2 protein-coding genes are annotated in these 16,492 nt (G+C 42.7%); both read right to left on the bottom strand.

Annotated elements, in window-relative coordinates; translation table 11 throughout:
* Nucleotides 1–468: 468 nt before the first annotated feature.
* A complete protein-coding gene (locus tag PP2015_RS09540) occupies nt 469–15,315 on the bottom strand; it encodes a tandem-95 repeat protein (protein ID WP_058030053.1) in 14,847 nt (4,948 codons plus the stop codon).
* On the bottom strand, nt 15,305–16,486 hold the full coding sequence (locus PP2015_RS09545) for a TIGR03032 family protein (RefSeq protein WP_058030054.1): 1,182 nt from the start codon (nt 16,484–16,486) through the stop codon (nt 15,305–15,307). Before PP2015_RS09545 ends, PP2015_RS09540 begins: the two co-directional genes overlap by 11 nt.
* Between the last annotated feature and the right edge of the window lie 6 nt (nt 16,487–16,492).

A 16,492-nucleotide genomic window follows, 5' to 3' on the forward strand; every position in this document is an offset into this window, starting at 1 on the left:
TGCTACATCAATGGTCGGAAATGAACAAGACGATTGTTCCGACAGATATTCAAACTAGCTTTGTTTTAAAATTGAGTCAACAAAATTATGAATAGATATTCATTAACTTGAATATTTCTCATTGGTCAGACAAATTCACCAAGAGAAGATAAAAACAACAAATATGTTAAACCAAGACTAACAAACAGCAAATGACACCGGTGACATTTTAATGAAAGTTTAATCGTCAGATGATTACTGGATAAATAAGATGAGTTTACGTTTACGTAAACTGAAAAATACAAAGAATAAATATTCACAATAACTGCTATTAATATAAGTCAGGGAAACCTTACTTGAAGAACAATTAACTTAAATTCAAGTTAATATTCTAATTATATGAACTAAAAGCTTTGTAAAGTGGCTGTAGAAAAATAGAGAAAAGGCCTTACTATATGCAAGGCCTTTTCTTGGGGGGTTTAACTTTGGTTAAAAGCGATACGATAGTCCAAGCTGAAGGTCTGAGATAGATTCAGGCTCAAGATTGAAATGACTATACTCAAGTTGAATGCTGAGAGAGTCAGTCAATGCGTAGCTCACTCCGATACCATAGTATAAATCTGTACCATCCTTCTCACTTTTGATCAGTTGGTTGTTCATAACACTCTCAACTTTATAGTCCCATTTATAAGCGCCTAAAAATGCGCTTACTCGGGCTTTATCAAACGTTAAGAAATTATATTTTGTTTGAAGCGCAAACCCTTCTGCAAAATTTGGGGATTGCTCAGCAACCATTTTATGAACTGTTTTAGGTGTTACTGACTCACCTTTAAAAGTTACTCTGCCTTGTCCTAAGTCGATAAAACGCAAAGTCGTCGTCCAATCAGTATTTAGTTGATAATAGACTCCTGCTGACCAGCTATCACTACTGTCATCAACCATGACTTCTGTGACACCATCAATGTTCGTCATAGAATAATCAGCTTTCGCTTGCCCTACACCAATTTCTATTCCCCAATCAGACGCCATCGCTCCTGAACTAACTAAGCAGCTGGATGTAATCAATGCAAAACTTGGAAGTAAAGCCTTTCTTCTCCTCATTAATAAAACTGAAATCATAATAACAACTAAGCCTCCTAGGCTACCTGATGACTTGTTTTCTATAGCGACACTTTGATGCGCAGTGACAGTCACACGCGCCTCACCTTGAGAAAGAGCGCCTTTACTGTCTTTTAAGGTGTACTTGATAACATCAATGCCATTAAAACCAACTTTTGGCACATATGTCAGTGTTCCATTGAGATTAACTTGTGCTTCACCATACTGAGCGATTGCACTTACCAATGTCAGTTCGTCTCCATCCTTATCAATATCATTTGCTAATACATCTATAGTAATACTCGCTTTATCATCAGTGCTCGCAAAATCAACAGCTGCTGTTGGTGCATTGTTCACAATCAGATTTACCGTTGCAGTACTGTTTGACGTACCGCCTTTTCCATCTGAAATACTATATTGAATAGTCGCAAGACCGATTAAATCTATTGGTGGGGTATAAACGAGCTTATTATCATCAATAATAACTGAGCCAAAATCTACGCTCGCCCCTGTGATTGTGAGTGTATCGTTGTCTGCATCACTATCATTGTTTAGCACATCTATAGTAATTGACTCTCCTGACCGGATAGTTATTTCATCAGTCTGAGCTACAGGTAAATTATTACTACTCATAGGTACGGCTATGCCACCAGGATCAACCACGGCTCTGTTAGCGATACCATCATCATCATTTGGTCCACCATCTACTATTTGCAGTTGGACACACCAGTCGCCTTCAGATAACCCTTCTGTCCACTCGTTACTTCCCGGAGGTGGACAATAGCCAGGCTCACCTGTAGCCGATAAAATAAGGTTTCCATTGCCCGTTGAAAAATCAACCCACTCACCTGCCCTTAATTTACGGTAAACAGCATTGAGTGGTATAGGTCTTCTTTGCGGAATTACAATGCTGTACGTATCACCTGCTTGCGGTAAACCAGTCGCAATAAAGTCAAATAAGCCACCTATATTAAGTGCATTTTCATCACTTGGCAGTTCATTCACTAGCAGTTGCACACCGCCTGTACTGTTTTGAGCAACGGTTGCACCTTTACGTAAACAAACACCCGGTTCACCCTCGACTAAGAATTGGTTTGACTCTGTCGCCTGCTCTTGCATTACGTTACAGTCAGTAATGGCATCTTGGAAATCAGGAATTCCATCGCCATCCGAGTCAACATAACCCTCCTGATCATCTGGTATAAGGTCTCCGTCAGTATCTTCCTGAGTCAATGTTTGAAGTTCAGCTACAACTTCCAAATAAATCTCACTCACAGAAGAAAGGCTCGGTTCTGCATCGTCTGTTGCCGTCACTGTTAATTGATAAATACCTTCGGCTAATTCAGCGGTACTGAAGACAAAGGTATTTTGCTCTGCACTTTGATTGATAAGCCCACTGTCTTCTGCATTCCAAGAAAGGGAGACATTATCTTGCGGGTTAGCGTCTTTAGCTGTCGCTGTCACCGTCACTACATCATCATTAATCGTTAACAATGAACGTACTTCTCCACCTTGCACAACTTGGGTTGTGACAGTCGGTGCAACGTTCTCCTCTACTATGGTCACTGTTGTAGATGATTTAGCACCTTTATTTAACGCGTCGCCAAGCGTAATAATAATATTTTCATTGCCTTCAACTTCACTATCTGCAAATACGTTGAAACTAATTTGCGCAGAAGTTCCTGACTCAATCAGTATTTGACCATCAACCAAGTCATGGTCTGCAGCATCCGCAGTGCCAGAGACAGTATATGGTACTGTTACTGGGTAACTTGGCGAAGGTCCATTGAGGAACACATTCACAGTATGATTTTGATCTTCTGCAACATCACTGTTCTTTTCGAGTGAAATAAGCGGATTCACGAACACATTTTGAGTCGCGATTGATTGCAACCCTTGACTGTCAGTAGCCTGCCAATAAACAAAATGAGCACCAGGGGCAAATAGTGTTGTGCCATCAACCAAAGACACAGCAATACTATTACCGCTGCTATCAGTCGCTGTAGCATTACCCAGAGCGACTTTTGTGAACAATCCAGTCGAGTTAGTTGTTACATCATTAGGCGCTATAATTACAGGTAATGTATTGGCCGGCGCAGAATTTATTTGTAACTGAGCCGTAGCTTTACTACGTGCTTTTTGGCTGTCTTCAATTAGATAATCAATAACAATTAAGCCTTGTGTATCTGCCTCAGCTTGATATGAAAGCTCGTTATCAACTATGGAAACCGCTCCCACTGATGCTTTGGCACCAACGATTGTTAGTAGGTCGCCTTCATCAGCATCCGTGTCATTAGCCAATACATCAAGAATGTAAGTATTATTAGTCTGCGCCTCAAAAGTAAAACTATCGTTTACTGCAAGCGGCAAATCATTCACCGCATTAACCGTGATATTCACTTCACCTGCAGAAGAGTCTAGACTGCCGTCATTCGCGATATAGCTAAAGCTATCTAAGCCGTTGAAATTACTCAATGGTGTATACGTGAATGTATTACCTTGAAGAACAAGTGAACCACTTACTGGCTGACGCGATATTGATATAGTCACCGAATCGCCATCTTCATCTGATGTATCGGCCGTAAAGCTGGTTGTACCATCTTCATTAACCAATACCGTCATATCATTGGCCACTGGCTGGTTATTAACAAACTGAACTTCTATATCGAAAGCGTCTAAGGCTGCTTGAGCGTCACCATCACTGACACTTATTACAATATTGCTGTAAAGCCCTTCATCTTCTCTGCTTGGTGTACCAGAGAGCGTGCCTGTTGCACTATCAAACTCAGCCCAAGCGGGTTGGTTGCTGATTAAAAATGTAAGTGTGTCATTATCAACATCAGTTGCTTGTGGCGTAAAGGTGTATGAATTATTGTGTACAACCGTCGTATCAGGTGAGCCAGAAATAACTGGTACATCATTTATAGCATTGATTGTGAGCGTTACCGTTGCAATATTTGAGTCTAAAGTTCCATCAGTTGCCATAAAGCTGAAACTATCAGAACCATTGAAGTTTGCATTTGGTGTATACAACCAAGTGGTGTCTGTTTGCTGCTCTAACGTCCCAGAAGCCACACCCGATACAATACTGTAAGTAAGTACATCAGCATCAATGTCTGTTCCGCTGAGTGTAACTAACAGAGTCTCATCTTCATTCAGTGCTAATGTTTGTGCTTCGACTTCTGGGGCATCATTGATAGGTGTCACGCTTAATAAAACAGTCGCTTCATTGGATACCGCTCCGGCTTGGTCTTTTACCGTATAAGTAAAACTATCATCACCGAAGTAATTAGTATTCGCAGTATAAATAATTGTGCCTTCAGTTGTGACTTCTGCCTGACCGTTTTGGGGAGCACTGACAACTGTCACGCTACTTACATCAAAACTGTCTCCTTCATCCACATCCGTGTCATTACCCAGAACATTGATTTCGAAAGCACCTTCTTCTTGTAATTCAACGCTGTTATCCACGGCAACTGGTGCATCATTGACAGGAGTTAGTGTTACAGTGACTGTTGCAGGCAGCGAAGTTAGACCCTCGCTATCTGTCAGTGTGTAAGTGAAACTAAAGATGCCCGTTTGATCTTGGTTTGGTACTACTTCTAATGTGCCATCAGCCAAAGCAGTAACACTGGCTTTATCATAGATACCTGCGCCATTACCCTGATCTTCCAAGGTAATATTGGCACCATTGAAGCCCTGATCTTCCACGTCAGAGTCGTTAGAAAGAATATCTAACGTCACTGTCACATCTTCATCAGTTGTGACTGAATCATCGCCTACCACAGGACGGTCATTGATTGCGCCAATGTTCACGCTCACGGTTGCAGGAGAAGAAACTAACCCTTCATTATCAGCAATCGTATAAGTAAAGCTATCTTCACCGATCTCATTAGAGTTTGGAGTATAAACCGCAGTACCAGCATCTTGGTCAAACACAACTGAACCGACATTTGGAGCCGTCACTAACGTTATGCTTCCTGTTGGCACGCCCTCTTCAACATCGGTTGCTGCTGCTCGAATATTAAGTGCTGTAGAAGTTGTATCTTCATCAGTGCTTATGGTCAGATTTGCTGCCTCTGGTGCATCATTTACAGGTGTAATCGTCACAACGACTGTCGCTTGCTCGGATACATTTAACCCTGTGTCAGCCACAGTATATGTGAAACTATCTTGGCCATTTACATTGCTAGAAGGTGTGTAAGTCGCAATACCATTAACAATACTCACTGTACCTTTAGTTGGTTCATTGACAACGACCGCCGATGCCGCGTTAATATCACCTTCGGCGTCGGTATCATTTTTCAATAAATCTATCTGAACAGCGGTGTCTTCATTAGTTGTTGTAGTGTCATCCTGAGTAATTGGCGCGTCCGCAACAGGGTTGATAGTTAACGAAACAGTGTGAATACCAGAGCTCGCATTTTGCAAATCAGTCACTTCAAAGGTAAAGCTATCACTGGTGCTTTCACCGCCATCATGTTGATAGCTGAAGCTTCCGTCAGTATTCAGTGTTAATTCGCCATACTGTGGTTGAGTAATCGCAGTGACTGAAAGACTATCATTACTGTCCAAGTCATCATCATTTGCGGTGCTTAATAAGCCTAAAATTTCAGTAACCGTTAACAATTGACCTTCATCAAGATTAAACGTGTAATCTTGAACCGTTGGCGCATCATTGGTATTTATCACCTCAAGGTTAAAAGTATTCAATGATTGAGAAACCATGCCATCACTTACGGTGATGACTATCTGCGCTTGCGACCCCACATTGGCATCTGTAGGAGTACCAGATAAAACGCCCGTTGTAGTATCAAAGTTAGCCCAACTCGGTTTATTGTTGATAGAGAAAGTTAGCACATCACCCACATCTACGTCTGATGCCGAAGGCGTAAAGCTGTAAAGCGAATCCTCATTCACACTTGTTGCAGGTGTTCCGCTTATAACAGGCGCGTCATTGGTGTTTATCACGCTTAAAGAGAAAGCATCTAACGAAACCGAAATTGCACCATCGCTTACTGAAATGACGATATCATTACTACTGCCCACATCTGCGTTGACAGGTGTTCCTGACAGTGTGCCTGTTTGTGTATCAAAACTTGCCCAAGTAGGCTTATTCGAAATGCTGAATGTTAGACTATCGCCATCAATATCTGATGCCGAAGGTGTGAAGCTGTATGCACTGTCTTCATTTACAGAAGTGCTTGGCGTCCCAGCAATTACAGGGGCGTCATTGACATTAACCACAGTAACGTTAAATGCATCAAGATTAACTGCTTCGGTCCCATCACTCACGCTTATAACAATACCTTGATAAACACCCACATCACTATTACCAGGCGTCCCACTTATAACTCCCGTTGAGGTTGAGAAACTTGCCCATGAAGGTAAATTTGTCACACTGAAAGTCAGGGTGTCCCCCACATCTTCATCAGATGCAGTTGGCACGAAACTGTACTGTGTATCTTGATCAATACTGCTTATTGGTGAGCCTGATATCACTGGCGCATCGTTAGTATTAACGACAGTAATAGAGAATTGCGAAAGCGCTGTGGTTTCAGTGCCATCGTTAACACTTATAGTAATGTCTGAAGTCGTGCCTACATGATCGTTTTCAGGCGTACCAGAAAGCGTACCTGTTTGAGAATCGAAGTTTGCCCAACTAGGTTGATTCGTTATACTGAATGTCAGTGTATCCTCAGAATCAACATCGTTTGCTACAGGCGTGAAACTGTACGTGGTGTCTTCATCAACACTGCTTGCAGGTGTGCCCGATATCGTTGGTGCATCATTGGTGTTAACCACGGTGATAGCAAATGACGTCAAGCTGGCAGTTTCAGTGCCATCAGTAACACTGATTTCAACGCCTTGATAAGTACCGACATCATCATTAGATGGCGTGCCTGATAAAGTACCAGTACTGGTATCAAAACTTGCCCATTGAGGCATATTTTGAATACTAAATGTTAGAGAATCACCATCTACATCACTAGAAGTTGGCGTAAAGCTATAAGTGCTATCTTCATCTACTGTCGTAGCCGGTGAACCAGAAATAACTGGTGTGTCATTCACTGGCGTGACTGTCATAGTTACAGTGGCTTCATTCGACACCGCACCTGCCGCATCCGACACTGTATAAGTAAATGTGTCTTCACCTGCAAAGTTGTCATTTGGTGTATAAACAATCGCACCTGCAGAAGTGACCTGAGTTTGACCACTACTTGGGGCTTGAACAACCGTTACACTTGAAGCATCAAAGCTATCGTTTTCATCAACATCAGTATCATTACCTAATACGTTGACCTCAAACGAGCCTTCCTCTGCCACTTCTGCAGTGTTAGCGACTGCAACTGGCGCATCATTAACAGGTGCCAGAGTAACTGTAACCGTTGCAGGATCAGACGTTAAACCTTCACTGTCAGTTAAGGTATAAGTGAAGCTAAACGATCCATTTTCATCTTGCTTAGGTGAAATCTGCAGACGACCATCTGTTAAGATGCTTACGTCAGCTTTGGTATAAGCTCCTGCACCATTACCTTGATCTTCTAATGTAATATTTGCACCATTAAAGCCCTGATCTTCAACGTCAGAATCATTATCAAGAACGGATAAGTTGACGTTAGCATCTTCATCTGTAGTGACGCTGTCATTGGCAACTGTCGGTTTATCATTCACCGCACCTATTGTTACCGAGACAGTAGCAGGCTCTGAAGTACTGCCTTCACTATCTGTGATCGTATAAGTGAAAGTATCTGAGCCAGTTTCATTCGCATTAGGTGTGTATACCAATGTGCCTGCGTCTTGATCAATCGCAACACTGCCTTTAGATGGTTGAGATGCCAGCGCAATATCGCCCGAAGGCTTGCCGTCCTCGACATCACTCGAGCCTGCACGAACCGCAATTGCGTCACTGGCGTTATCTTCATCTATGGAAGCTGAATAGTTTTGCACTGTGGGTTGGTCGTTGACCGCCGTGATTGTAATACTTACGGTGGCTTCAGCTGATGTATTTAGCGCAGCATCTTTCACTGTATAAGTGAAAGTATCTTGGCCATTTTCGTTTGAATTTGGCGTATAAGTCACGACTCCATTTGCAATGCTAACCGAGCCTTTACTAGGTTGAGTTGCAATTGCCGCAGAAGATGCAACCATGTCATTTTCAGGATCGCTGTCGTTATTTAGCACATCAAAAGTAATAGCCACATCTTCATTGGTTGTTTGCGTATCGTTGACCGTTGTAGGTGCATCAGCAACAGGCGTCATAGTTAAGGTCACTGTATGAGTTGCTGATTTTGCATTACTGCTGTCGACAACTTGGTATGTAAAACTATCACTATGATTTTCGCTGCCATCATGAACATAACTAAAACTTCCGTCTGTGTTCAATGACAACTGCCCATATTGAGGTTGTTCCACTGCGGATATTGTTAATGTATCACTACTATCAGTATCGTCGTCGCTAGCAAGAGTTAATAAGCCATTATTAAAATCTTTTGTTAATGTAGCGCCTTCATCAAGAGTAAAACTTGTATCTTGTCCTGTAGGCGCATCATTGGTGTTAATAACTTCAATGCTAAATGCCGTAAGATTCGCCGAGTCTATACCATCACTTACACTTATAGTGATATTAGATGTTGTACCAACATCAGAATCCGTGGGGGTTCCAGATAGCTTGCCGGTTTGGCTATCAAATGACGCCCAACTCGGTTTGTTTGTAATACTAAATGTATGAGTATCGTTAGAATCAGAATCAGTGAGTGTTGGAGTAAAATTGTATTCAGAATCTTCGTTTACCGATGTAGCGGGAGAACCCGATAACACAGGGGCAACGTTATACTTTTTAGTTACTGTATCTGTGATTGCTTGCGCACTATTGCCCGCAGAATCAGTAACAGTTACAGAAAGGGTTAGTGTACCTTCATTTAAATTAGTGACATCTAAGTTGTCTAAAGATGCAGTTGAAGCTGTTATATTTGTTGAGCTTTGACTCGATACAGTGCTTACACCATCGGTAATTGAGTAAGTGAATGAACCTGAACTTTCTAAGCCGCTTAGGCTAAAACTCAAAGCAGATTCATTGCTCTTATTAATAACACTTTGGTCAATTGAGACAGATTGCCCGGAAGGAGCTTTTGTATCAATTGTAATTGAAAGCTGATTAGAAGCTGAGTTTGAGTTTCCTGCTGCGTCTGTAAATGCTCCAGCATTAACATTAAGCAAAGCAGAGCCTTCTATATCGCTTGAAGGAGTGAAAGTTGCCGAGTAAGAAGATCCACTGCCTGAAAAGTCAGATAAATTACCATTTGTTGCTGCTATATCTTGAATAGTAAAATCAGAGCTAGACTCACTCAAAACAATCGTGATTTGAGAAGTTTCACCTGATTTTAAGGTCAGTGATGATGTATTAAATGCAGATACAGAAGGAACTATACTATCGACAAGTACATTCGATGTTGCACCTACGCTATTCAGCGTCAGCGTTAAATCATTACCTGCTGTATCTTTAAGCGTGCCGCTATTTGTGCTCAGCGCACCAACTGAAATACCGTCACTATCAACTAGACCACTTTCAACTGTATATCTGAACGTGAGTGCACTGCTGCCACTGCCGCTGACATAGGTCGCATTTTTTGTACTACTGCCCACGGTAATAGCAATGCTTGGTGTGCCATTAGTCGTGTCGATCGTCACATTCTCACTGGTATTGACGGTAAATTCGAGGTTTTCTCCTGCAATATACGTGTCATTATTAGGCACACTCACGCTTGAAACGGTCGGTACCACACTGTCTACCAGTACGCTTGATGTGGCACCTACGCTATTCAGCGTCAGTGTTAAATCATTACCTGCTGCATCTTTAAGCGTGCCGCTATTTGTGCTCAACGCACCAACTGAAATACCGTCACTATCAACTAGACCACTTTCAACTGTATATCTGAACGTGAGTGCACTGCTGCCACTGCCGCTGACATAGGTCGCATTTTTTGTACTACTGCCCACAGTAATGGCAATACTTGGTGTGCCATTAGTGGTGTCGATCGTTACATTCTCACTGGTATTGACGGTGAACTCTAGGTTTTCTCCAGCAATATACGTGTCATTACTAGGCACACTCACGCTTGAAACGGTCGGTACCACACTGTCTACCAGTACGCTTGATGTGGCACCTACGCTATTCAGCGTCAGTGTTAAATCATTACCTGCTGTATCTTTAAGCGTGCCGCTATTTGTGCTCAGCGCACCAACTGAAATACCGTCACTATCAACTAGACCACTTTCAACTGTATATCTGAATGTCAGTGCACTGCTGCCACTGCCGCTGACATAGGTCGCATTTTTTGTGCTACTGCCCACAGTAATGGCAATGCTTGGTGTGCCATTAGTGGTATCGACCGTCACAATCTCACTGGTATTAACGGTGAATTCGAGGTTTTGTCCTTCTACATAAGTGGCGTTACTTGGTACCCCAACGCTTGAAACGGTCGGTACTACACTGTCTACCAGTACGCTTGATGTGGCACCTACGCTATTCAGCGTCAGCGTTAAATCATTACCAGCTGTATCTTTAAGCGTGCCGCTATTTGTGCTTAGCGCACCAACTGAAATACCGTCGCTATCAACTAGACCACTTTCAACTGTATATCTGAACGTAAGTGCACTACTGCCACTGCCGCTGACATAGGTGGCATTTTTTGTAGTACTGCCCACGGTAATGGCAATGCTTGGTGTGCCATTAGTGGTATCGACCGTCACATTCTCACTGGTATTAACGGTGAATTCGAGGCTTTCTCCTGCAATATACGTGTCATTACTAGGCACACTCACGCTTGAAACGGTCGGTACCACACTGTCTACCAGTACGCTTGATGTTGCACCTACGCTATTCAGTGTCAGCGTTAAATCATTACCTGCTGCATCTTTAAGCGTGCCGCTATTTGTGCTCAACGCACCAACTGAAATACCGTCACTATCAACTAGACCACTTTCAATTGTATACCTGAACGTGAGTGCACTACTGCCACTACCGCTGACATAGGTCGCATTTTTTGTACTACTGCCCACGGTAATAGCAATGCTTGGAGTGCCATTAGTGGTGTCGACCGTCACATTCTCACTGGTATTGACGGTGAACTCTAGGTTTTCTCCTGCAATATACGTGTCATTACTAGGCACACTCACGCTTGAAACGGTCGGTACCACACTGTCTACCAGTACGCTTGATGTTGCACCTACGCTATTCAGCGTCAGTGTTAAATCATTACCTGCTGCATCTTTAAGCGTACCGCTATTTGTGCTCAACGCACCAACTGAAATACCGTCACTATCAACTAGACCACTTTCAACTGTATATCTGAACGTGAGTGCACTACTGCCACTGCCGCTGACATAGGTCGCATTTTTTGTACTACTGCCTACGGTAATGGCAATGCTTGGTGTGCCTCCAGTGGTATTGACCGTCACATTTTCACTAGTGTTGACCGTGAACTCAAGGCTTTCACCTGCAATATACGTGTCGTTACTTGGCACACTCACGCTTGACACTGTTGGTGCTACAGCATCAATGATGATAGCTTTATTTGCCCCCAATGAGTTAGTTGCTCCTGGCGTTGCTAGAGTTAATGTTGCGGCATTACCTGCGGCATCATTGATTGTGCCACTATTTAAAGATAAGGAGGTCGAGGATTTATAATCTAAATCAGCACTTTCATCACCTGACTGCACGGTATAAGTAAAGCTGAGCGTATCAGTACCAGAGCCAGATACATAACTTGCTTCTCTATCGGTTACTCCAGTTTCTAATGATAAAGACGGCGTGCCAGTAACATTGACTGACTCAGAAAAAGCAACTGACAATGTTATGGTGTCACCTGCATTATATGAGCCATCAGCATTGCTTGAGGTCACATTGCTGATCGTTGGCAATGCACTATCAACCAAAATGTTGCTCGTTGCGCCAACACTATTTAGCGTTAATGTTAAGTCATTTCCTACAGAATCCTTAAGTGTGCCGCTATTTGTGCTCAGCGCACCAACTGAAATACCATCGCTATCGACTAGACCGCTTTCAACTGTGTATCTGAATGTCAGTGCACTACTGCCACTGCCGATGACATAGGTCGCATTTTTTGTACTACTGCCCACGGTAATGGCAATGCTTGGTGTGCCATTAGTGGTGTCGACCGTCACATTCTCACTGGTATTAACGGTGAACTCTAGGTTTTCTCCTGCAATATACGTGTCATTACTAGGCACACTCACGCTTGAAACGGTCGGTACCACACTGTCTACCAATACGCTTGATGTTGCGCCTACGCTATTCAACGTCAGTGTTAAATCATTACCTGCTGTATCTTTAAGCGTGCCGCTATTTGTGCTCAGCGCACCAACTGAAATACCGTCACTATCAACTAGACCACTTTCAACTGTATATCTGAATGTCAGTGCACTGCTGCCACTGCCGCTGACATAGGTCGCATTTTTTGTACTACTGCCCACAGTAATAGCAATGCTTGGTGTGCCATTAGTGGTGTCGATCGTTACATTCTCACTGGTATTGACGGTGAACTCTAGGTTTTCTCCAGCAATATACGTGTCATTACTAGGCACACTCACGCTTGAAACGGTCGGTACCACACTGTCTACCAGTACGCTTGATGTGGCACCTACGCTATTCAGCGTCAGTGTTAAATCATTACCTGCTGCATCTTTAAGCGTGCCGCTATTTGTGCTCAACGCACCAACTGAAATACCGTCACTATCAACTAGACCACTTTCAACTGTATATCTGAACGTGAGTGCACTACTGCCACTGCCGCTGACATAGGTCGCATTTTTTGTACTACTGCCTACGGTAATGGCAATGCTTGGTGTGCCTCCAGTGGTATTGACCGTCACATTTTCACTAGTGTTGACCGTGAACTCAAGGTTTTCACCTGCAATATACGTGTCGTTACTTGGCACACTCACGCTTGACACTGTTGGTGCTACAGCATCAATGATGATAGCTTTATTTGCCCCCAATGAGTTAGTTGCTCCTGGCGTTGCTAGAGTTAATGTTGCGGCATTACCTGCGGCATCATTGATTGTGCCACTATTTAAAGATAAGGAGGTCGAGGATTTATAATCTAAATCAGCACTTTCATCACCTGACTGCACGGTATAAGTAAAGCTGAGCGTATCAGTACCAGAGCCAGATACATAACTTGCTTCTCTATCGGTTACTCCAGTTTCTAATGATAAAGACGGCGTGCCAGTAACATTGACTGACTCAGAAAAAGCAACTGACAATGTTATGGTGTCACCTGCATTATATGAGCCATCAGCATTGCTTGAGGTCACATTGCTGATCGTTGGCAATGCACTATCAACCAAAATGTTGCTCGTTGCGCCAACACTATTTAGCGTTAATGTTAAGTCATTTCCTACAGAATCCTTAAGTGTGCCGCTATTTGTGCTCAGCGCACCAACTGAAATACCATCGCTATCGACTAGACCGCTTTCAACTGTGTATCTGAATGTCAGTGCACTACTGCCACTGCCGATGACATAGGTCGCATTTTTTGTACTACTGCCCACGGTAATGGCAATGCTTGGTGTGCCATTAGTGGTGTCGACCGTCACATTCTCACTGGTATTAACGGTGAACTCTAGGTTTTCTCCTGCAATATACGTGTCATTACTAGGCACACTCACGCTTGAAACGGTCGGTACCACACTGTCTACCAATACGCTTGATGTTGCGCCTACGCTATTCAACGTCAGTGTTAAATCATTACCTGCTGTATCTTTAAGCGTGCCGCTATTTGTGCTCAGCGCACCAACTGAAATACCGTCACTATCAACTAGACCACTTTCAACTGTATATCTGAATGTCAGTGCACTGCTGCCACTGCCGCTGACATAGGTCGCATTTTTTGTACTACTGCCCACAGTAATAGCAATGCTTGGTGTGCCATTAGTGGTGTCGATCGTTACATTCTCACTGGTATTGACGGTGAACTCTAGGTTTTCTCCAGCAATATACGTGTCATTACTAGGCACACTCACGCTTGAAACGGTCGGTACCACACTGTCTACCAGTACGCTTGATGTGGCACCTACGCTATTCAGCGTCAGTGTTAAATCATTACCTGCTGCATCTTTAAGCGTGCCGCTATTTGTGCTCAACGCACCAACTGAAATACCGTCACTATCAACTAGACCACTTTCAACTGTATATCTGAATGTCAGTGCACTGCTGCCACTGCCGCTGACATAGGTCGCATTTTTTGTAGTACTGCCTGCGGTAATAGCAATGCTTGGAGTGCCATTAGTGGTGTCGACCGTCACATTCTCACTGGTATTAACGGTGAATTCTAAATTTTGCCCTTCTACATAAGTGGCGTTACTTGGTACTCCTACACTTGAGACTGTTGGTGCTGTCGTATCAACTCCGCTGCCATTTAGTGAGATTGTATAAGGATTCTCATCACTGTCGGTATTGCTTATTGTGATGGTACCTGATTTACCACCTGTACTTGCTGGGCTAAATTGAACCTCAAAGGTGCAACTGCTGTTGTTCAAAGACTGATTTGAGGTACATGTGCCACCCGATTTTGTATACCCATTACCTGATGACACAGTAATCGAGTTAATCGTTAAATCTGCCCCGTCCGTCTCTTCTATGGTAAAAGTTTTTGTTGAAGAAGAGCCAACTTCAATACTCCCAAAGTTAATACTGCCATTATGATTTACATTACTTCCACTTTCCTTGACATTAATCTCAGGGTTACTTGAGCTTTGGCAGTTAGGAGCTGTGTAATATTTACCAGTTCCCCATGTGGTTGGGGTACAAGAATTTTGATTAACACCATTTTCGCATTTCCCATAAACAAAACATGACCCTTGTGCAAACCGCTTATTGGTGCCCTTAGTTAGAATCGTCTCAGTTTTCTTAACAGACGTATTTGTCAGTAACCCCTGCTGTTCTAAGAATTTTAACGTGCTTTGCTTTGCGTTTTGTCTGGCTAGCTGGTTAAAGTCAACATCTAACTTCTGATCAGTTTTTAGTGGTATTTTTACTGTGACTGAGGAAGCTGCAATATTATTTGTTTTTTCTCCAGCTTTAGATGCCTTTGAACTCTGAGAGAAATTCTTTTGAATCGCATTGTCAACATTTGCATAAGTAGGTACGCCTACAATAACAGCAGGAATAACCGTTGCGAGTAGCGTTTTATTAACGGGTATATCAAAGAGCATGAGCTAATTCCTCAGAGAAATAAAATAAATGGCTAGCGATGGCTTGAGCGCTTTCAATTAAAGAAGGTGAGCCATATGGGATCACCGCAATGTCATAAATTTGAGTCACTTCACCATCAAAATGTAGGTGGGCTATCTGTTCACCGGTGGCCTTGTTTAAAATCCAAAGCCCACATATTGAATTTTCAGCTCCAATGCTTTTATCGATGGGCAACTGATAATCTGTTGCTGGTAACTGACGCTTTACATCGGATTTTCTAATTGCACTTGTACCAACTATGAGTAAGTCATCTAGCACTTTGATGGCACGTGTAAAACCAGGTAGCGTGGCTATCACTTCATTATTTTTTGTTTGCAAATTATAACGGTTAACACTGCCGTAACCTGAATCGCAGAAATACACATAGCCATCATCATATTTTGGAGAATGGGGTAAGGTAAGCTTATCGAGTAGAATTTCATTACTCTTAGTATCTATTAAAGTACCAGTTGCACCATCTCGCCACGACTCTTTCGAATCACCTTTACCAAAAGTTGTGACAAAACGAGGGGCACCATCTTTCATTGCCATGCCATTTAAATGGCAACGATTTTCTGGGGCTATTTTACTGATAAATTCAGGTTTCCAGCGGGCTACGAAACCAAAGGTCGCATCAAGGGTTGATAGGCACGAAAACGAAGAATTAACAGCCCATAGACCTTGCTGCCCCCAAGCAATATCATGAATATTTATTACGCCTGTCGAAAGGCTAAACCTTTCGCAATACAATGCATCACTTCGCTTAATCGCCTGCGCTTGATCAATGACATCTTGCTGTAATGCTTCATCTATTTGTAATTTTTTAGGTAAACGCTCTGTTGAGTCCAAATAACCGTTGTCAATGCTATTTTTTGCAGGCTCATTAAGAATAAAATCATGTACGCCATTGTAACTAGAAAGTGTGATCCTTTGAGAGTCAGCATAGAGCCCCATAGGTTTATTAACTGGCTTCACTTCGCAGTGCAATTGGCTATCTTTACCAGTAAGAAGAAAAACTGCGTTACTCTGATAGCTACTCACCAAAAGAGAAATATTGAGTGCAGACAAAATGCCCGCGAAATTGTCTGATGCTCTACTAGAGTAATCTAGATAAAATTCTTCATTCGGTAATTTATTTTCATTTACTGCCATTAAAAA

Origin of the sequence: Pseudoalteromonas phenolica, assembly GCF_001444405.1 — a bacterium.
Lineage (GTDB): Bacteria > Pseudomonadota > Gammaproteobacteria > Enterobacterales > Alteromonadaceae > Pseudoalteromonas > Pseudoalteromonas phenolica.